Raw genomic sequence first — 19,463 nt, 5'->3', positions numbered from 1 at the left:
ATGTTTAAATGGTTGCACCCGCTTGCTAAACCTGAAACCCTCTACCATTTTTGTGGGCGTTTGTTCCCCTGGCTGATGCTGTCGGCCGTTTCTATCTTGTTGTTTGGGAATATATGGGGGCTAGTGTTTGCTCCACCGGATTACCAGCAGTTTGATACAGTTCGTATTATTTACATCCATGTTCCCGCTGCTTTGCTGTCTATGAGCACCTATACCATGATGGCTATTGCCGCTTTTATTGCATTGGTTTGGCAGGTCAAAGTGGCGCAGTGGTCTGTGTTAGCCATTGCTCCTATTGGTGCCGTCTTTACCGCAATCTCTTTACTTACTGGCATGGCCTGGGGTAAACCAATGTGGGGTACCTGGTGGGAGTGGGATGCGCGCTTAACTTCACAATTAATTTTGTTGTTTCTCTACCTTGGTGTGATCGCTCTCTATGGCGCTTTTTCTGATCGTCAGACTGGCGGCAAGGTCGCGTCTTTGCTAGCGCTGATTGGCATTGTGAATGTACCGATTATTCATTTTTCGGTAGAGTGGTGGAATACCCTGCATCAGGGAGCGAGCATCACTAAGTTTGATAGTCCGTCAGTGCATCCAAGCATGCTGTGGCCCTTGTTGATTAGCTTGCTGGGTTTCTACCTGCTGATGCTGGCTTTAGTTTGCCTGCGTTTGCGCACTGCTATTTTAGAACATGAGCAGCATCGCCCCTGGGTTCGGGCCACACTGGGAGGACACTAATGCAGTTTGATAGTTTCAGTGATTTTCTGGCCATGGGGGGCTACGGCTTTTTCATTTGGTTAGCATATGGTTTGACCTATGGTTTATTGATTGGCCTGGTCGGTTACTGTTTCTGGGAAATGAAGGCCTTTCATCAGAGCTTTCGCCAGAAGTTGGCGCGGGCACAACGCATTAAGCAGTATCAGGAGACTGAACATCCATGAATGCACGACGACAGAAACGGTTGTGGTCCATCGTAGCAATGTTAGCTTTGGTAGCCGGCTCCATAGGTGCTATGTTGTACGCGCTGCAGCAAAACATCAATTTATTCTATACCCCCACCCAGTTGGTCGAGGGGATAGGTGCAGATAAAATTCGGCCAGAAATAGGCCAGCGCTTGCGTATTGGTGGCGTGGTGGTTGAAGGCTCGGTGGTTCGTGATCCGGATTCCTTGCTGGTGCGCTTTGATCTGGTCGATACCGGCCCAACCGTGACGGTAGAATACAACGGCATTTTGCCGGACTTGTTTCGTGAAGGGCAAGGCATCGTAGCACAAGGCCATCTGGTTGAAGAGCGCTTGATTCGTGCGTCGGAAGTACTGGCCAAGCACGATGAAGAATATATGCCGCCCGAAGTGGCCAAAGCCTTAAAAGGTATCAAGCACGTGCCGCCATCGCAGCAAACTGCGACTGAGTCAGCGGGGGGGTACTGATGATCCCTGAACTTGGCCAACTGGCACTGACTTTCTCTTTTGCTTTGTCTTTGTTACTGGGGGTGGTGCCGCTGTATGGCAGTTACACCGGTAATGAACGAGCGTTGATGCTTGGTAAGCCCTTAGCCCTGGCAGCCGCTTTGTTTGCTGGCCTAGCTTTTGTAGCGCTGAGCTATGCTTTTTACACCGATGATTTTACGGTGATCAATGTTGCCTCCAATTCAAGCTCGGTATTGCCTTGGTATTACAAGCTTACTGCAACCTGGGGCTCTCATGAAGGCTCCATGTTGCTTTGGGTATGGATCCTAACGTTATGGACCGCCGCGGTTGCCTTGTTTTCAAAGCAACTGCCGCTTTTAATGCAAGGGCGGATTTTAGGCATTATGGGCTGGATTGGCGTTGGTTTTATTGCCTTCTCACTCTTTATGTCCAATGCTTTTGAACGTAGCCTGCCGTACTTCCCGGTGGAGGGCAATGATCTGAACCCGCTGCTGCAGGATTTTGGCATGATCATTCATCCGCCTTTGCTGTATATGGGTTATGTTGGTTTTGCAGTATCTTTTGCCTTTGCCATTGCTGCCTTGCTTGGCGGCAAATTTGATAGCACCTGGGCGCGTTGGGCTCGGCCATGGACGTTAGCAGCCTGGATGTTTCTCACGCTCGGTATCATGCTTGGCAGTTGGTGGGCTTACAAAGAGCTGGGGTGGGGCGGTTGGTGGTTCTGGGACCCGGTAGAGAATGCCTCCTTTATGCCCTGGTTGGTTGGCACAGCCCTTATTCATACGCTGGCAGTGACAGAAAAGCGGGGAACCTTTAAATCCTGGACCGTGCTGCTGGCACTGGCTACTTTTTCACTTAGTTTACTGGGTGCTTTTTTAGTTCGTTCCGGTGTGCTGGTATCGGTGCATTCTTTTGCTACCGATCCAAGCCGTGGTATGTTCCTGTTGGTGTTTTTGCTGATTGTCATCGGTGGCTCTTTGCTGCTGTATGCGCTGCGGATGCGCTCAGTTCGCAGCCAGGCACGGTATCAACTGTTTTCCCGTGAAGTCATGCTGTGGGGCAACAATGTCTTTATGCTAACTGCCACCTTGGTGGTGTTTTTGGGCACTCTGCTGCCATTGTTCCATCAGGAGCTGGGCCTTGGATCCATTTCCATTGGGGAACCTTTCTTTGATGCGATGTTCTTTTATCTGACCATCCCATTTAGCTTGCTGCTTGGGCTTGGCCCCTGGGTACGATGGAAACAGCAAAAGTGGCAGCCACTAATACCACCTCTGGCAATGGTTGCCGTAGCTGCATTGATGGTCGCGGTTGGTCTGATGGCAGCGACGCAATCGGTACAAGCCAATGTTGCTTTGCTTGGCTTGTTGCTCGGGGCCTGGGTTGGTATGTCGGCTTTGGGCGAGGTTGGGCAGCGAATTCGTCAGTTTGGGCAGGGGTTGGCTGGTATTCGTAAGCTTAGTGCCAGCCATTATGGCATGACTACAGCACACATTGGTTTTGCGGTGTTGGTGATTGGTATTGCCATGACCACCACCTACAGTGTCGAGCGAGATGTACGGATGCAGGTAGGCGATACCGTCACTTTATCTGGCTATGAATTTACCTTGCTCGATCTGTACAAGCTGGATGGACCTAACTATGGTGGTGAAGCGGCTGATCTTAAAGTGGAACGGGATGGTCGTTTTATCACCAACCTACATGCTGAAAAGCGTTTTTACACCATTCAGCGCACGGTGATGACTGAAGCCGCGATCCATGCCCGTTTAAGCCGGGATCTTTATGTCTCCTTAGGCGAAGCTCTACCGGGAGATGCCTGGTCGTTTAAAATGCAGGTCAAACCCTTTGTCCGTTGGATCTGGTTGGGTGGCTTGCTGATGGCCATAGGGGCAACCTGGTCTTTGCTGGATGTGCGCTATCGCCGTAAAGTATTGCGCCGGGACACTGTGCCTCAGGCCGGTGAGCTGTCAGATAAGCACAAGGAGCTGGCTCATGCGTAAATGGTTGTTCTTTGCGCCACTGGCAATTTTTCTGGGGGTCTCGGTGTTTTTATTCACCGGTTTGTTTTCCGATCCCTGGACCAGAGACTCAGTTTTACTAAACCGGCCTTTGCCCGAGTTTGACTTACCGGATTTAATGCAACCCGAACAGCGTTGGAATCGCGAGTTGCTCACCGGCGAACCTTTTTTACTGAGTGTGTGGGGCGTCTGGTGCCCGACTTGTAAAGCTCAGTTAGGTTTTATGACTGAACTGAAAGAGCAAGGCATCAAGGTCGTTGGCTTGTATTATCCTTTGCCCGTCGATCCAGCCTTTGGCGATCACTTCAGCCTGGGGCAATTGCAGCGGGATGTACAGCGTGAGCTGGCTTACTTTGGCAATCCCTATCAATTCAATATCCTGGACGAAAACCGTCGTTTATCATTGGATCTAGGGGTGTCGGGTTCACCTGAAACGTTCCTGGTGGATGCAACGGGTAAAATTCGTATGCACCATGTTGGTGATATCAATCCACGGGTATGGCGGCAAAAATTTGAGCCTGCGCTTGAGCAATTACAGCAGACAAGTCTGGTTCAGTTGGGAGCTCAACCATGAGCCGCTTAGTCATACTTTTGATGCTGTTTTGCAGTCTGCCACTTTGGGCTGGTCAGGAAATTCTGCCATTTGAAGATGACGCTAAGCGGCAACTCTATCAGGAGCTGGTGCAACAACTTCGCTGTCCACAGTGTCAGAATCAGAATATTGCGGATTCCAATGCCGTGGTATCGATTGATATGCGCACTAAAACTTACGAGCTGGTGCAGCAAGGGCACACAAAGCAAGAGGTCATTGAGTTTATGGTCGACCGCTACGGTAACTTTGTGCATTACAGCCCACCACTAAATCCGCTGACGATCCTGCTGTGGGTGTTACCTGTGTTGCTGTTGGCCCTGATGCTGTGGTACATGCTGCGCCGCCGACAAATCGTACAAACTCCTGAGGTATCCAATCCGGCGCTGGAGCGGGAACTGGATGCCATTATCGACGCTTACCGGAGTAAAAAATAATGATCTGGCAGTTAGTAGTGGGGGCAGTGCTGATGCTGGCCCTTAGTATTGTATTTCTTGTCTGGCCTCGTACTGTCAGGGCTGGTGAGCAGCAAACTCCGGCGCAATTGTTTGCTGAACGGATGGACTTGTTGGCTTCAGCGCGCGATGCCGGCGAGCTGGCAGAACAAGACTTTGACAGTGCAGCCAATGAGTTGAAGCAGCAATTTCTGGAGCAAGAAGCCAGAGCAATGGAACTGAAAGCCTCTCACAGCAGTTGGCGTTGGTACGGTGGTTTAAGTGCTGCTCTGGTCTTGATAGTAGCTGGTATTTACAGTTGGAACGGTCATTACCGTGAGCTTGCCGATTGGCAACTGGCTCAGCAAAAGTTACCTGAATACGGTGAGCGTGCTTTGTTGGAGCGTGGCGAACCCCTGAGCGAGCAAGAACTGGCCCGCTTTGGTTTGGCTCTTCGTACCAAGCTGGCACGGGATGGCGATGATGCGGCAGCCTGGTTCTTGTTGGGGCGCATCTGGTTGTCACAAGGTTTTATGCTGGATGCCATTGATGCTTTTGAAAAAGCCCTGCAGATGACTCCCAACCGGCCAGCGCTTTTGATCAGCTACAGCCAGGCTCTGTTAGTGGTTGGGGGCGATGATAAGCTGGCTAAAGCAGGTCGTGCTTTAGCGCGGGCCTTAACGGCTGAGCCGGATAATCTGGACGCTTTGTCCTTACTGGCTTATGTCGCTTATGAAAAAGGCGATATGACAGAGGCTGCCGCAGCCTGGACCATCTTACTTGACCGCTTGCCAACTAGCGATCCGCGCTATGCGGTGGTGCTGGAAAAATTGCAGGAGTTAGGACATGAAGTTAGTGCCCGGCAAGAGCGTGTGGTGCTGTTAACGCTGGATGTGGATCAGACGTTACGACAACAGTATCCAGATGCCAGTGTCTTTGTATTTGTCCGTCAGCCCGATGGCCCGGCCTTGCCCGTAGCCGCACAACGTATTCCGGTACCTGCTGGAGAACTGCAATTAATGTTAACTGAAGAGATGGCAATGCAGCCAGGCTGGACTTTGGCCAGTATTGATGATGTGGAAGTCGTGGCTCGTTTCTCTCCTAGTGGTACCGTCGATGATCGACAAGGTAGTTTTGAGGTGGTTTCAGCACCACAGTTATTCAATGATGGTAAAGTGCAGGTATCGTTACGGCTACAGGCTGATTAGTTGTGTAGCCAGGTGAAGAAAAGAGGACAGATCTTGAGAACAAAGTACTTTATGAAACTGGCAACTTTGTGTTGTGTGACTTTGGGTCTGATGGCCTGTGCCAGTGCCCCCCAGGAGCCGCCCGTTGAACGGGACCCGCGTGACTCGTTAGAGGGCTTTAACCGCGCGATGTGGGAGTTGAATTACGAGGTGCTCGATCCGGGTATAGTGCGGCCGGCGACAGTTGGTTACATGAAGGTGGTACCAACACCTGCCAGGCGGGGGGTGGATAATTTTCTTACCAACTTACGTGAGCCTGATAGCTTCGTTAATGCTACCTTGCAAGGCAAGCCATCCAGTATGGCAATCACTGCGGGACGCTTTTTAGTCAATAGTACCATCGGGGTCTTTGGGCTTTTTGATGTTGCTACCAAAATAGGCTTGCAGGAAAGACGTGAAGACTTTGGTCAAACGCTGGCGGTTTGGGGCGTGGGTGAAGGTTCTTTTCTGATGGTGCCGGCACGAGGCCCTTCTACGGTGCGTGACACCGGTGGTGATTTGGTCGATGCTTTTTATTCACCACTAGGTCTTTTCAATACGCCGCTTACCATTACCCGTTATGTTCTGACAGGCCTTACACAGCGTGAAAAAGCGATGTCGATGGAGCACTTGCTGGAAGACTCTTTTGACCCTTATGCTTTTATCCGCGAAGCTTATTTGCAAAATCGGTTGTACGAAATTTACGATGGTAATCCACCAGAGCAGGATGATTACGACGATTCGTATCTGGATGAGTTTTTCTGATCATTAAAAAGCGAGCCAAATGGCTCGCTTTTTAGCTACCAGCTCAACAGAGTTCATTGCCACTGGCTTTGCCTTTGGCAAAAGCCATCAGATTGTCACTGGTGATCTGGCTGATTTGCTGCATGGCCTCTTCGGTAAAAAAGGCCTGATGGCCAGTGATCAACACGTTGGGGAAGGTGAGCAAGCGCTTAAAAACATCGTCGTCGATCACCATTTCTGATAAGTTTTCAAAAAATAAATCGGCTTCCTGCTCGTACACATCCAGCCCCAGATAACCAATTTTTCGGCTTTTTAGTGCCTGAATCACTGCTTTGGTGTCAATCAAGCCGCCACGGCTGGTATTGATCAGCATAACATTCTGCTTCATGAGTTCCAGGCTATCCTGATTAATCAGATAACGGCTTTCCGGGGTTAGTGGGCAGTGCAAACTGATGATATCGGCTGTACGGTACAATTCAGGCAGGGGCACATAGCGTGCACCCAGCTGTTTTAGTTCGGCATCTTCGTACAGATCGTGGCACAGCAGGTTGCAGCCAAAGCCCAGCAAGATTTTTGCCGTCGCTTTGCCAATACGGCCGGTACCTATCAGGCCAACGGTTTTGCCGTGCATATTAAAACCGAGCAAACCATCAAGCGAAAAGTTATCGTCCCGTACCCGGTTGTAGGCTTTGTGCAGTTTACGGTTGAGTGTCAGCATCATACCAACGGTATGTTCAGCGACGGCTTCTGGCGAGTAGGCGGGTACCCGGGCCACCTGAATACCGAGCTGTTTGGCTGCGTCCAAATCGACATTGTTAAACCCAGCACAGCGCAAGGCAATCATCCGTATGCCTTCATCATGCAAGGCTTGCAGCACAGGTGCTGATAAATCATCGTTTACAAAAGCGCATATGGCGCTGCTGCCTGCGGCCAATGCCACCGTATCCGGGTTTAACTTTAGCTCCAAATAATGAAAATCCAGAGCAGCATCAGCCCAGCGGCTAAAGGCTTGTTGATCGTATTTTTTTGCACTGTATACAGTAACTTTCATCGGATGTCCTTTTTCAGTTTGTACAGAGTGTAGCAAAAACAGTGCAAGTTTTGTTGCGATTGATCAACGCATGCTTTATTGCTGAAGTAATTCGTCGATACTCTGTTTGAGTGCCAGTGGCTTGGTGCGTGGGGCATAGCGCTTAACAACCTCGCCTTTGGTATTGACTAAGAATTTGGTGAAGTTCCATTTGATGGCACGGGTTTTTAGCAAGCCTCGGGCCTGGTTTTTCAGGAACTCAAACAAGGGTTCGGCTTCAGGACCATTCACCTGTACTTTTGCCATGACCGGAAAACTGACGCCATAATTAAGCTGGCAAAACTGCTGGATCTCCTGATCTGAGCCGGGTTCCTGACCACCAAACTGATTGCAGGGAAAGGCCAGAATGACGAAGTCGCGATCTTTATAGGTTTGATACAGGCTTTCCAGCTCCTGGTACTGAGGTGTAAAGCCACACTGGCTGGCGGTATTGACCACCAATACGGTTTTGCCTTTGTACTGTGATAAGTCGACAGGCTTGCCCTGTGCGTCTTTCACGGTAAAGTGATGCAGGTTGTTCATCCGTTCTTCCCCAAAAGGTTTTTGCTTTTTTGCGGCCATCTTTGTACGCTTAGCGCCACTACATAGTTTACGACAGAAGTAAGACACTGGTATGACAATTTCCGCAAACAGCAAAAAAGTCGCCTTTATTGGTTTGGGTGTGATGGGGTTCCCAATGGCCGGTTTTTTACAAAAGAACGGTCATGAGACCAGGGTGTACAACCGCACCAGTTCAAAAGCAGGACAGTGGACGCAGCAGTATGGTGGCTTGCATGGCAGTACTCCGGCAGAAGCGGCACTGGGTGCCGAGCTGGTGTTCCTGTGTGTGGGTAATGACGACGATGTGCGCTCTGTGGTCTATGGCGAACATGGGGTGCTGGCTAGCATGCAGCCTGGTTCGGTGCTGATCGATCACACCACAGCTTCAGCTGAGCTAGCCCGTGAACTAGCGGCAGCTTGTGCTGAGCAAGGCATTGGCTTTTTGGATGCGCCGGTGTCTGGCGGCCAGGCCGGGGCTGAAAACGGGGTGCTGACCATTATGGTCGGCGGCGACAGCGAGGCCTATGCCAAAGCCGAGCCTGTGATGCAAGCCTATGCTCGCTGCTGCAAGCTGCTGGGACCGGCTGGTGCTGGTCAATTGGCGAAAATGGTCAATCAAATTTGCATCGCTGGTGTAGTTCAAGGCCTGGCGGAAGGGCTGCATTTTGCCCAAAACGCCGGTTTGGATGCTGCCGCTGTGGTGGAGGTGATTTCACAAGGCGCTGCCCAGTCCTGGCAAATGCAAAACCGGTATCAAACCATGCTCAAAGGCGAGTACGATTTTGGCTTTGCCGTCGATTGGATGCGCAAAGATCTCAGCATAGCGCTGAGTGAGGCCCGTAAAAACGGCAGCCACCTGCCGCTGACTGCTCTGGTCGATCAGTTCTACAGCGAAGTCCAGCGCATGGGGGGTAACCGCTGGGATACGTCCAGCCTGCTGGCCCGGTTGCAGAAGTAGTTGCTCAGCGACTTAACCGAGGATCTGGCATAAAATCCAGTTCCATCCGACTGTCCAGGCAGGCCGAATAGTCGGGGTGGGCTGGGTTTAGCAGAATGTTGTGCTCGCGCGGTGCCAACACACTGGGAACGGCTAAGGCCAGGCTGGCTTGCTCTTGCAGCCAGCTATCACCGATTTTGGCGGTTTCAGCGCTGGCTGGTTGCATCTGCCAGTTGGCGGGCAGGTGCTGTGGGCTCAGGCTAAGTAAGGCATCGTCAGGCAGCTGCAACTGAAATAAGCGAAACTGCTTTAATGCCACTCGGTTGTTCAGATGCACCAGCACTTCTAACATAGCCAGAGCTTCCGAGCCTGCTGTGTAAACACAGGCGTTGCCTTTGCTGTTCCAGCGCCCGCCATACAGCCTGGCACCTTCGCCATCAAACGCCTGATCAGCCCACTTCCGATGCACCAGCCGGTACAGCAGCATCAGCTGAAGACGCCATGCTCTAAACGACCAATCAGATCCAGCACCGCCTGGCTTTCTGCCGAGGTGGCCAGCATCTCAATTGGGGCCTGATCGCCAAGGCCATACACGGGCTGTGTCAGCCAGACTTTAATGGCAGCACTATCGCCGTCAAACAAGCTGCTGGCAGCCGCAAAGACGGTGGCAAAGCGATACAGCCGGTCGCTTTCATCCTGAGTAAAGCGGCCGCTTTTCGCGCGCCGGGCCAAGGTAGCAGGGGCCAGCTGACAAACCGCTGCCAGTTGCTTTTTATCCAGAGAGGAGGCTGATGCAAGTTTATCAAACACCTGGTAGGCAAAGCCCTGATGCAGCGCCTGATACAGCTTAGGGCCACGCTCAGCAATGCCGATGTGCTGCCAAATATCAGGCTTGGTATAGAGGCGGGGGCTAAATTCACGGATCACGGCAGACATTGTTGCCTCCTATCAAATGATACATTAAAAGTATATCAGCTGAATGGCACTGGTCAATGGAACTGTGGCTTTTATAAGCGAAGTGGGTGAGTTTTGCAGCTTGGGTATAAAGTCATGCCATTAATAGCAGCAGAGGACCATTAAAGAAGACTTGATCCGCCTCAGCCGTATCGACCATAAGGTAAAAGTAGCGCCAGATCGCTACCGCGACCGTAGCCACTTCCTGGCTACTGCGGCCCGGCATGAATTGGAAACGGCGGGCAAGTAGCACTTGCTGACCAGCCGCGCTAAGGCGCGGCCCACTTCCGGTGCAGCTTCACACAGGGCAGATGACGCATGCCGGATTTAATTTGTTACGACCCCGATTTTCCGACCCCGATTTTCCAGCGCAGCAGCTCTGCAAGTAATTCGCGTTCCATAGCATCACCTTAGTATTAGCATTATGGCCAACACTACACTTTTATGCGCGTAAAATTGACTGAGCCTACTATTTAATGCGCATAAAAGTGTGGGGAAAGCGCCTTTTGTTGTGTCGAGAACACCCACTGATCCGAAAGCCTGTAAAAGGTCACCCCAATTTACCACCACCATTACTGGTAGCTTAACATCAGTTGCATTTTCACCTAACGACCAGATTTAGTAATTATCCAATTTATTGATCGTCAGCTAAGAGCGAATAGCAGAGATTACCTTCTAACCAGAATTCCCTTAAGAATGTCTGGTTTGACTGTAAAACCAGACATCTTCAGTCTGAATTGAGTAATGCTTGGTTCGCATAACCTGCCTGATGCTTTCAAGGAAAGGTGAACGAGTCATGTAAGCCTCCTTTGTTGATTATCGAGTGTGTTACTGAGACTTCTCAGTAACACCTGATGATAAAGAAGCTAAATCAAGATAAGGTATTGATATTAATTATATTGCCCCGTTTTTTGGTGGGGGCACTATGGAGAAGTCTCAGTAATGTCGTAAATTAAAAGTAAATTATGTCCTTAACTGGCTTCTTAAGTTATTGATTTTCATTGAGCTCATAGGTATAAATTTGTTTTGCCTTTCGGATTTTACTGAGAGGTCTACATAATAACTGTTAGCCTTGAAGGGAAAGTTCGTGGAAATACTGCAGCAGGCGATCAAAAAGCTCGCAAATTCGATGCGAATCTATGTCGAGACTCACCTCGAATTTCAGAGGCTTGTGCGCATTGATAAAGTAGAAGCAATTGACAACCTAGATCGCGCACTTGAGTCAAAATTTGAGGCCTTTCATAGCCTGTATGATGTTTCCAAAGAATACATAGATTATTTCGCGCACGCAGATACGGCAGCCCTTATTTTGATTCGCAATGCGATACATCATCGCGACCACTTGCTATTCAAAGGCTGGAATCAGGAAATGGCCTTGGACGAAAGGTTCAAGAACTACCTTGGGGCCGAGTTTCTTCTGGTTGATTATCCAACCCTGGGGTCTCCATCTAAGATGCGCTACTTTTATAAGCTCGAAGACTTCTATCATCGGATAGATGAGGCCATGGCATCACCCTATCTCGAAAAAAGGATGGGTCAAGCAAACCGAAAGAAACTACTAAATCAACTTAATGTGGATCTGTTTTTTTCGAAGATAAGGGCGCGTGCAGAGTCTGATCGATACCCAATGAAACAGGTCTACGTGAATGTCATTCCTATCTTTATCTCAGCAACCTGTCGAGTTTTCAGTGCCTTGAAGGCGGCTGGGATCGATTTTCGGGGGTTTGACGCGAAGGCATACGAGGAACCGTTTACCAACGAGCTTGATGTTGACTTCTCACAATTCACATGTACGCCTTTGCGCATAACTTAAAGGCTAACAATTCATTCCACCAGGCCTGCGCGAAAAGCCGCGCAGGCAGGTGAATTCAGACGTTAGGAGGATTGTCAAATTGAGTGCCTACCAAACTGAAGGAATGAGCTTCGATGCTATTAGCTTCTATCGGGCAGCCCACATGTGCTCTCATAAAGGGCTTGGCGTATCATCTGATGCAAGTTTAATGTGTGCAGCATTTTCGATAGAACTAGCTCTGAAAGCAATATTGACTGAAAATGGATTAAAACCGTGGGGGCATAAAATCAAACCCTTGTTAACAATGTTACCACCGCAACTTTTTCAGCAAGTAGAAATAAAGTTAAGATCCCATTGGCCAGACTTTGATGTGCAATTAGATGATTGTAATGAGGCATTTGTTAACTGGCGTTACAAGTACGAATCGAAGCATCCAATGAAAATTAATAGTTTTTTTATTCTTGAGTTGGCAGAGTTGTGTTGTAGGTTGGTAATATCTAAATTCAACATTAGATGTACTCCTGATATACCCAAGGTACGCGAGTAATTGTTCCTAATAATCGCCACCAAAACGCGCCCGTTGGGCGCTCGACTCGCAACAAGTTGCTCGCGTTTGTGGCGGGCGTTAGGTTTTAAAGAAGATGAAAGCGCATATTAAAGTTATCGAGTTAAATATCCTTGATAGATTTAGAAAAGATTTATCTTCAGCAGACTCACCTGAAGCAATTGAAAAGCTTTTAAGTTGGTATATTGAATCCTTTGGCGGACTGAATTTTAAATTTGGTTATGATCGGCCGATTATAAGAGCGAGGCTTTGTCCTAGCATTGAAGGTTTTAGTCATGTGAGTGAGCTGCACTCTCCACCTCCTGAGGTGACAAGCATTGGGCGCATGAATGAAAAAGGTAGCCCAATGTTCTATGCTTCATACCATATAGGCACAGCACTCGCGGAAATTAATGCTAAGGAAGGTGACATTGTTCAAATTGGACAGTTTCAATTACCTAATCAGTCTGGCTCTGGAATTAGGTGCTTGGCAATTGGTGAGATTTATAACGCCTATCATGGCACGAGTACAATTTCGCAGGAATTGTTTTATGAAATACGAAAATTAATCGATAAACTTGGCAAAAATGATATTCGCGGACTTATTTCTTATTTATATATGGATGCACTTTCCGCTGAGTTATTGAATGATCTTTCCGCCTCAGAAAAAAACTATATTTACTCTAGGACATTAAGCAGGCTTTTACTCGAAAGACACCCTGAAATTGATGGTTTGATATTTCCCAGTGCCAAGATCAAAGGAACATCGAATATTTCTCTGCGCCCTGAATCTGTTTTGAAAAAAGCAAAAGTGGCTTCAAGCCAAGTTATAGAGATTACTAAACTATATCCCTATGGACTTTATGATTTTAAAATTGTAAAGCAAGCCAAAGGAGAAAATTATGACGGTAAAATTATTTGGTAGAAACCTAACAAGAGTTTTCAAGTCGGACAAAAAAGCAGTTGGCTTTGTTCATACCTCAAAAATTACAGCCAACTATTTTTAGCCGCTTAAAACGGCGTTATGAGTCGAGGAGGCTGTATTGATTACCGCTGAAGGAATTGTGGGGAAGATAGTTACTTTCATAGTAGATAAAACTATTGGAAAGCTAATTGACTTGCCGTTCGATAAAAGGAAAAAAGCATGCCGCTCACTTACAAAGCTCTATTATTGTGTCCAAACCTTAGATGACGTAACAGAAGAGTTTTATCGAACTTTTGAGGGCTTTGAGGTTGGAGGGGATGCACAAGCGATGGTGCACGCTTTAAATAATAATAGCTACAAGGTAGAACAAGCATCCAATATGTTTATTGAGCTAGGTGAGGAATTAAGAAGTGGTTTGGAAATAATCGATCCTACGCTGGCTAGTTGTTGTGATGCCTTATATGTTTCCAAATTTGATTTCTTGTCGTTTATGTCAAACTCAATTGAATGGGATCGATCCGGTGAAGTAGCTGTTTTAAAAGTAAAAGCTCCATCTGATGAGATGCTAAATGTTGACTTAGATAGGCAGTACAATGAAACAAAGTTGGCTTTAGTCAAAGGCGATACAGGCTACTGGCCTAGTTCCACCCTTGATGATTTCCGTGAGCAAGTCAGTACTATAACGATATCGTTTGATGATATTGAATCAGCTAGACGATTAAAGGCGCATATTGACAAGCATAGAGTTCTGTTAAAGGCGGCAAAGGATTCATTAAGGAATCTTATTAAAGATAGCTTTTCTATTGAAGAGGTTCTTTTTCAGAATGACAGTCACCCGTGGCGCTGACTCATAACAAGCCAAGGCAGTGGACATATTTTGCTTCGCTGCGCTCAAAACGCAAAATATGCCCCCTGCTTGGGGTGTTCTGCTAATACCTAAAAGCAGACTTTAATGCCTGTATAGTAAAATGTCTGCAATTGGCACATAGCAGTCATAGCAAAGCCGAATGATGAGTGGTAATCGCCGTCAGACTCGGCGCCATAAAAAAACGTACACACCACTATGCGTAGTGTGTACGTTTAGATGCAACCTTTAGCAGTATGGAATAAAAGCTTTCTACTGGCTCCCAGTGCGATTAAAACTGCATTTCCGGGATATCGCCGCTTACCACCAGCTTACCACCGGTTTTTTGCTGAATCTCTTCAACCGAGACGCCAGGCGCCCGCTCCAGCAGATGGAAAGCGCCATCCCGTACTTCCAGCACCGCCAGATCGGTGACGATTTTCTTCACACAGCCCACGCCGGTCAGGGGCAGGGTGCAGTCCGGTAACAGCTTGCTGTTGCCGTGCTTGTCGGCGTGCGTCATGGTGACAATGATGTTCTGCGCGCCGGCTACCAAATCCATAGCGCCGCCCATGCCTTTAACCAGTTTGCCTGGGATCATCCAGCTGGCGATGTTGCCGTGTTGGTCGACTTCAAAAGCGCCCAATACGGTTAAATCGACATGGCCGCCGCGGATCATGGCAAAGCTCTCAGCCGAGCTGAAAATAGCGGCACCGGTTGCTGCGGTCACGGTTTCTTTGCCGGCATTGATCATATCGGCATCGATTTCTGCTTCGGTTGGGTAGGGACCCATGCCCAGCAAGCCATTTTCTGATTGCAGCATTACCTCAATGCCAGCAGGCACGTAGTTGGCGACCAGGGTAGGGATACCAATGCCAAGGTTAACGTAGAAGCCATCTTGCAGTTCCTGCGCCACTCGCATAGCGACTTGTTCACGTGATAAAGCCATTGCTGCCTCCTTAACCTTGACGAACCATGCGGCGTTCAATGCGTTTTTCAAAGTTGCCTTTGATCACGCGCTGCACATAAATACCCGGGGTGTGAATCTGGCTGGGTTCCAGCTCGCCCGGCTCGACAATCTCTTCCACTTCAGCCACGGTGATCTTGCCTGCGGTGGCGGCCATCGGGTTGAAGTTCATAGCTGTGTGGCGGAACACCAGGTTGCCGTAGCGGTCGGCTTTCCAGGCGCGGACGATGGCAAAATCGCCAGTAATGGCAGGTTCCAGCACATAGTGACGGCCATCAATTTCACGGGTCTCTTTGCCTTCGGCGACCGGGGTGCCGTAACCGGTGGCGGTGAAAAAGGCCGGAATACCGGCACCGCCTGCCCGCATTTTTTCTGCCAGGGTGCCCTGCGGCGTCAGTTCGACTTCCAGCTCACCGTTTAGCAGCTGCTTTTCGAACAGAGCGTTTTCACCGACATAGGAGGCGACCATTTTCTTGATTTGCTTATCTTCCAGCAAAATGCCCAGGCCAAAACCATCGACGCCACAGTTGTTGGACACCACCGTCAGCTCCCGGGTACCCATCTTTTTGATTTGGGCAATCAAGCCTTCCGGAATACCGCACAGGCCAAAACCACCGGCAATGACCGTCATGCCGTCTTCCAGCCCTGCCATCGCTGCTTCGTAACTCTCTACGACTTTATTAAACCCTGCCATCTGTAATCCTCAATGCGATGAAAACAATCTGAATACTTAATTTTTAAGGCACTTCGCCTGCAAAGCCAATCCTACTTTAGAACTAACCGGCTTGCCGAGCTCGGCGCAAATCGCCCAGCCTGCTTGTGCCAACGCATTTAAATCCACGCCGTGCTCAATGCCAAGGCCATTTAGCAAATAAACCACATCTTCGCTGGCAACATTGCCTGACGCCCCGGCAGCATAAGGGCAGCCACCCAGGCCTGCGACCGCACTGTCAATCACAGCAACGCCGCGCAGCAGCGCGGTGTAAATATTGGTTAACGCCTGGCCGTAGGTATCATGAAAATGCACCGCCACCTGCTCTAATGGCACCACCGCCAGCACGGCATCCAGCATCGCAGCAACGGTTTTGGGCGTGCCAACCCCAATGGTATCGCCGAGTGAAATCTCGTAGCAGCCCATATCGAGCAGGGCTTTGGCCACCCGCGCCACTTCGGCTGGGGCCACATCGCCCTGATAGGGACAGCCCACCACGCAGGAGACATAACCACGCACCCGGATACCATCGGCTTTGGCGGCGGCCAGCACTGGCGCAAAGCGTTCCAGGCTTTCGTCGATGCTGCAGTTGATGTTTTTCTGGCTGAAGGCTTCTGAGGCAGCGCCAAAAATGGCCACTTCATCAGCACCGGCAGCTTTGGCAGCCTGGTAGCCTTTTAAGTTGGGCGTTAGAGCGGCGTAGCAAATACCGGCCTTGCGCTCGATGCCGGCAAAAACCTCGGCCGAGTCGGCCATTTGCGGCACCCACTTGGGGGAAACAAAAGCGCCGGTTTCGATGGTATCGAGCCCGGTAGCGCTCAGCTGATTGACCAGCTGGATTTTAGCTGCAAGCGACACCGCGACTTCATTTTGCAGGCCATCACGGGGCCCGACTTCGACCAGGCGAACTTTGGTTGGCAGCATCAGGCGTCCTCCGTCTCCAGCTCGACCAGTTCAGCACCATCTTGCACCAATTCACCGGCCTGGTAGAACACGGCTTTGACGGTGGCATCGGTGGGTGCTTTGATACTGTACTCCATTTTCATCGCTTCCATCACTACCAGGGTTTGACCGGCTTTGACCTGCTGGCCGGCTTCCACCAGTACCGCAACGATGGTGCCGTTCATCGGCGCTGTCAGGCTGCCGCTGTCGTCGCTCAGCTCGGTTTCGGTCAGCAGCTCGGTCTGATAACTGAAATCGTAGCGATGGTGGCGGATAAAGACACTGATAGCGTCCTGATACTGACTGATCCGCACCCGGGTTTTGTGCTCACCTAAGGTGGCTATCAGCTCATCGCCCTGCAAACGGGCCTGACAGCGCAGTTGCTGGCCATCCAACTGCACCAGCACCGCATCCTGCAATTGCTGCAGCTGCAATTGATGGCTGTGCTCCTGATGCTGCAGGTTCAGCAGTTGCATCGGCTGTTCATTCAAACGCCAGCCATGGCTAAACTGCCAGGGGCTGAAAGCATCGCTACAGCTTTGCGGCTGCTTTTGCGTTTCCAGAATGTACAAAGCTGCCAGCACCAGCGCTTGGTTGTTTTCTTTGGTGGCTGGTGCGAACAGCGATTCTTGATGGTGTTCAATAAAGTTGGTGTCGAGCTCGGCCGCGACAAAAGCCGGATGCTCGACCAGACTGGTTAAAAAGCTTAGATTGGTGGTGACCCCGGCGATGCGGTAATCATCCAGCGCCCGCAACATTCGGCTGATGGCCCGGTCACGATCTTCATCCCAGACAATCAGCTTGGCGATCATCGGATCGTAGTAGGGGCTGATTTCATCGTTCTCGACCACGCCGCTGTCAACACGCACATAACGGCTGGCTTCTGGTTGGCGCAGATAGGTCAGTTTGCCGGTAGCCGGCAGGAAATCGTTGTCTGGATCTTCAGCATAGACCCGAACCTCGATGGCATGGCCATGCAAGCTGACTTCGTGCTGCGCCAACGGCAATGGCTGGCCGCTGGCAACCAGCAATTGCCATTTCACCAGATCCTGGCCGGTGATCATCTCGGTAACCGGATGCTCGACCTGCAAACGGGTATTCATTTCCATAAAATAGAAAGAGCCGTCTTCATCGAACAAAAATTCAACGGTACCGGCACCGCGGTAATCAATGGCCTGAGCGGCTTTAACGGCAGCTTCTCCCATTGACTGACGCTGGGCTTCAGTAAAGCCTGGCGCAGGAGCTTCTTCAATCACTTTTTGATGACGGCGCTGGATCGAGCAATCGCGCTCGGCCAGATAAACGGCATGGCCATGGTTGTCGGCAAACACCTGGATCTCAACATGGCGCGGCTTGGTCAGGTAGCGCTCCATCAGCATTTTGTCGTTGCCAAAACCTGCCATGGCTTCGCGTTTGGCACCGGCCAATGCATCGGCAAATTCACTTTGCTGCCACACCACCCGCATGCCTTTGCCGCCGCCGCCATAAGCCGCTTTGAGCAGCAAGGGGTAACCAATTTTTTCCGCTTCTTTGGCCAGGAAATCCGGTGCCTGCTCATCGCCATGATAGCCGGGTACCAGCGGCACCCCGGCTTTGGCCATAATGTCTTTGGCGGCACTTTTTGAGCCCATGGCTTCAATGGCACCGACCGGCGGGCCGATAAAGACCACACCGGCAGCGTCACAGGCTTTGGCAAAATCAGCATTTTCCGATAAAAAGCCATAACCCGGGTGGATGGCTTCGGCACCTGCCGCTTTGGCGATTTGCAGAATTTTATCGGCTTTTAAGTAAGAGTCTTTGCTGGGTGCAGGCCCCAGTAAGAAGGCTTCGTCTGCCATGTTGACATGGCGGGCATTGGCATCGGCTTCCGAGTAAACCGCCACACAGCGGATCCCCAGCTTGTGCGCGGTTTCGATAATACGGCAGGCGATTTCGCCGCGATTGGCAATCAGGATTTTACGAAACATGGTTAATCCTTGGGCAGCCAGGCGGGGCTGCGCTTGGTAAGAAATGCAGTCAGACCTTCCTGACCTTCGGCCGACACCCGGATACGGGCGATGGCTTCGCTGGTGTGTGCAATCAGGGCGGCATTGATGGGCTGCTGGTCGACATCGGCAATCAGCTGCTTGGCCGCAGTGACGGCGGCCGGGCTGTTTTGCAGCAGCTGCTGGCAGAGTTTTTCAGCCGCTTCGGCTAAACCGCCTTCAGGGACCAGCTGATGCACCAGTCCCAGTCGCAAGGCTTCCCCGGCAAAGAAGCGATCGGCGGTTAAAAAATAACGCCGGCTGGCCCGCTCGCCAATGGCCCGCATTACATAAGGGCTGATTACGGCCGGGATCAGGCCAATTTTCACTTCGCTTAAGCAAAAGCTGGCTTTGGGCTCCGCCAGGGCGATGTCGCAGCAAGCCACCAGCCCCAGAGCACCGCCAAAAGCTGCGCCCTGCACCAGGGCGATGGTTGGTTTTGGAAAGCGATCCAGGCTACGCATCAACTCGGCCAGCCGGCCGGCATCGTCCAGATTTTGCTGGTAATCTTTGGCGGCCATTGAGCGCATCCAGTTCAAATCGGCGCCGGCAGAAAAGTTTTTGCCATTGGCTTTTAGCAGCAGCAGCCGCACAGCAGAGTTCTCTGCCAGTTGCTGCAAGGCGTCGATGATTTGCTCAATCATCACATCGTCAAAGGCGTTGTGCACCTCGGGGCGGTTCAGCGTCAGACTGGCGACGCCATGAGGGGATACAGACAGCTCCAGGTAGGATTCAGCCATTACAGGTAATCT

Annotated in this window: 22 protein-coding genes and 2 pseudogenes; 14 read left to right on the top strand and 10 right to left on the bottom strand. The window is 50.4% G+C overall.

The window, feature by feature from the left end; translation table 11 throughout:
* From ABC502_RS00185 to ABC502_RS00150, 8 genes are read left to right on the top strand one after another with little or no spacing between them, the layout of a single operon-like run.
* Positions 1-738: a heme ABC transporter permease gene (locus tag ABC502_RS00185; RefSeq protein WP_345914510.1), complete on the top strand. Its 738-nt coding sequence runs from the start codon at positions 1-3 to the stop codon at positions 736-738.
* Entirely contained in the window at positions 738-941 is a 204-nt protein-coding gene (gene ccmD, locus ABC502_RS00180) for a heme exporter protein CcmD (RefSeq protein WP_330088421.1), read from the top strand. Before ABC502_RS00185 ends, ccmD begins: the two co-directional genes overlap by 1 nt.
* Positions 938-1,429 (top strand): cytochrome c maturation protein CcmE, encoded by a 492-nt coding sequence (gene ccmE / locus ABC502_RS00175; protein ID WP_330088422.1) that lies wholly within the window; start codon positions 938-940, stop codon positions 1,427-1,429. The genes ccmD and ccmE overlap by 4 nt, the downstream gene beginning before the upstream one ends.
* On the top strand, positions 1,429-3,429 hold the full coding sequence (locus ABC502_RS00170; protein ID WP_345914509.1) for a heme lyase CcmF/NrfE family subunit: 2,001 nt from the start codon (positions 1,429-1,431) through the stop codon (positions 3,427-3,429). The genes ccmE and ABC502_RS00170 overlap by 1 nt, the downstream gene beginning before the upstream one ends.
* A complete protein-coding gene (locus tag ABC502_RS00165; protein ID WP_330088424.1) occupies positions 3,422-4,021 on the top strand; it encodes a redoxin family protein in 600 nt (199 codons plus the stop codon). The genes ABC502_RS00170 and ABC502_RS00165 overlap by 8 nt, the downstream gene beginning before the upstream one ends.
* Positions 4,018-4,473: a cytochrome c-type biogenesis protein gene (locus ABC502_RS00160; protein ID WP_330088425.1), complete on the top strand. Its 456-nt coding sequence runs from the start codon at positions 4,018-4,020 to the stop codon at positions 4,471-4,473. The genes ABC502_RS00165 and ABC502_RS00160 overlap by 4 nt, the downstream gene beginning before the upstream one ends.
* A complete protein-coding gene (gene ccmI, locus ABC502_RS00155; protein WP_345914508.1) occupies positions 4,473-5,678 on the top strand; it encodes a c-type cytochrome biogenesis protein CcmI in 1,206 nt (401 codons plus the stop codon). Before ABC502_RS00160 ends, ccmI begins: the two co-directional genes overlap by 1 nt.
* 51 nt (positions 5,679-5,729) lie before the next feature.
* Positions 5,730-6,461, top strand: coding sequence for a VacJ family lipoprotein (locus ABC502_RS00150; protein ID WP_345914507.1), 732 nt, complete (start codon positions 5,730-5,732; stop codon positions 6,459-6,461).
* Positions 6,462-6,504: 43 nt separating this feature from the next.
* Here the strand turns inward: ABC502_RS00150 and ABC502_RS00145 are convergent, their stop codons facing one another.
* Together ABC502_RS00145 and ABC502_RS00140 are read right to left on the bottom strand one after the other, a co-directional pair.
* On the bottom strand, positions 6,505-7,491 hold the full coding sequence (locus tag ABC502_RS00145) for a 2-hydroxyacid dehydrogenase (RefSeq protein ID WP_345914506.1): 987 nt from the start codon (positions 7,489-7,491) through the stop codon (positions 6,505-6,507).
* 75 nt (positions 7,492-7,566) lie between these two features.
* Positions 7,567-8,052, bottom strand: coding sequence for a glutathione peroxidase (locus tag ABC502_RS00140; RefSeq protein ID WP_345915117.1), 486 nt, complete (start codon positions 8,050-8,052; stop codon positions 7,567-7,569).
* Between the two features lie 91 nt (positions 8,053-8,143).
* Here ABC502_RS00140 and ABC502_RS00135 point away from each other — a divergent pair, with 91 nt between their 5' ends.
* Complete coding sequence (locus tag ABC502_RS00135; protein WP_345914505.1) at positions 8,144-9,028, top strand: NAD(P)-dependent oxidoreductase; 885 nt, start codon at positions 8,144-8,146, stop codon at positions 9,026-9,028.
* Positions 9,029-9,032: 4 nt separating this feature from the next.
* On the opposite strand, the gene ABC502_RS00130 is transcribed toward ABC502_RS00135, so the two are convergent.
* Together ABC502_RS00130 and ABC502_RS00125 are read right to left on the bottom strand one after the other, a co-directional pair.
* Entirely contained in the window at positions 9,033-9,497 is a 465-nt protein-coding gene (locus ABC502_RS00130; RefSeq protein ID WP_345915116.1) for an RES domain-containing protein, read from the bottom strand.
* Positions 9,494-9,943, bottom strand: a complete 450-nt coding sequence (locus ABC502_RS00125; protein WP_345914504.1) for an antitoxin Xre/MbcA/ParS toxin-binding domain-containing protein — start codon at positions 9,941-9,943, stop codon at positions 9,494-9,496. The genes ABC502_RS00130 and ABC502_RS00125 overlap by 4 nt, the downstream gene beginning before the upstream one ends.
* 160 nt (positions 9,944-10,103) lie before the next feature.
* On the opposite strand from ABC502_RS00125, the pseudogene ABC502_RS00120 reads away from it, so the two are divergent.
* Positions 10,104-10,211, top strand: a pseudogene (locus ABC502_RS00120) (CopG family transcriptional regulator); the annotation flags it as partial.
* A 476-nt stretch (positions 10,212-10,687) separates the two neighbouring features.
* Here the strand turns inward: ABC502_RS00120 and ABC502_RS00115 are convergent.
* Positions 10,688-10,759: pseudogene (locus ABC502_RS00115) on the bottom strand (integrase); the annotation flags it as partial.
* A 289-nt stretch (positions 10,760-11,048) separates the two neighbouring features.
* On the opposite strand from ABC502_RS00115, the gene ABC502_RS00110 reads away from it, so the two are divergent.
* From ABC502_RS00110 to ABC502_RS00095, 4 genes are all read left to right on the top strand, one after another.
* Positions 11,049-11,774: a hypothetical protein gene (locus tag ABC502_RS00110; protein ID WP_345914503.1), complete on the top strand. Its 726-nt coding sequence runs from the start codon at positions 11,049-11,051 to the stop codon at positions 11,772-11,774.
* A 79-nt stretch (positions 11,775-11,853) separates the two neighbouring features.
* Entirely contained in the window at positions 11,854-12,300 is a 447-nt protein-coding gene (locus tag ABC502_RS00105) for a hypothetical protein (protein ID WP_345914502.1), read from the top strand.
* A gap of 94 nt (positions 12,301-12,394) precedes the next feature.
* The gene (locus ABC502_RS00100) at positions 12,395-13,222 is read left to right on the top strand and encodes an RES family NAD+ phosphorylase (RefSeq protein WP_345914501.1); all 828 of its coding nucleotides are present in this window, start codon (positions 12,395-12,397) and stop codon (positions 13,220-13,222) included.
* Between the two features lie 118 nt (positions 13,223-13,340).
* The gene (locus ABC502_RS00095; protein WP_345914500.1) at positions 13,341-14,069 is read left to right on the top strand and encodes a hypothetical protein; all 729 of its coding nucleotides are present in this window, start codon (positions 13,341-13,343) and stop codon (positions 14,067-14,069) included.
* A 289-nt stretch (positions 14,070-14,358) separates the two neighbouring features.
* Here the strand turns inward: ABC502_RS00095 and ABC502_RS00090 are convergent, their stop codons facing one another.
* The 5 genes from ABC502_RS00090 to ABC502_RS00070 are packed head-to-tail and all read right to left on the bottom strand — an operon-like array spanning position 14,359 to position 19,451.
* Positions 14,359-15,015: a CoA transferase subunit B gene (locus tag ABC502_RS00090; RefSeq protein ID WP_345914499.1), complete on the bottom strand. Its 657-nt coding sequence runs from the start codon at positions 15,013-15,015 to the stop codon at positions 14,359-14,361.
* A 10-nt stretch (positions 15,016-15,025) separates the two neighbouring features.
* On the bottom strand, positions 15,026-15,727 hold the full coding sequence (locus tag ABC502_RS00085) for a CoA transferase subunit A (RefSeq protein WP_345914498.1): 702 nt from the start codon (positions 15,725-15,727) through the stop codon (positions 15,026-15,028).
* Between the two features lie 36 nt (positions 15,728-15,763).
* Positions 15,764-16,672 (bottom strand): hydroxymethylglutaryl-CoA lyase, encoded by a 909-nt coding sequence (locus tag ABC502_RS00080; RefSeq protein WP_345915115.1) that lies wholly within the window; start codon positions 16,670-16,672, stop codon positions 15,764-15,766.
* Positions 16,669-18,654 carry an acetyl/propionyl/methylcrotonyl-CoA carboxylase subunit alpha gene (locus ABC502_RS00075; RefSeq protein ID WP_345914497.1) on the bottom strand — a complete coding sequence of 662 codons (1,986 nt, stop codon included), beginning with the start codon at positions 18,652-18,654 and terminating at the stop codon, positions 16,669-16,671. Before ABC502_RS00075 ends, ABC502_RS00080 begins: the two co-directional genes overlap by 4 nt.
* A gap of 2 nt (positions 18,655-18,656) precedes the next feature.
* Positions 18,657-19,451 carry an enoyl-CoA hydratase/isomerase family protein gene (locus ABC502_RS00070; protein WP_345914496.1) on the bottom strand — a complete coding sequence of 265 codons (795 nt, stop codon included), beginning with the start codon at positions 19,449-19,451 and terminating at the stop codon, positions 18,657-18,659.
* Between the last annotated feature and the right edge of the window lie 12 nt (positions 19,452-19,463).

Source organism: Alkalimonas sp. NCh-2 (assembly GCF_039631345.1).
Classification (GTDB): Bacteria; Pseudomonadota; Gammaproteobacteria; order Enterobacterales; family Alteromonadaceae; genus Alkalimonas; species Alkalimonas mucilaginosa.
This window is presented reverse-complemented; position numbering and strand designations above follow the sequence as displayed.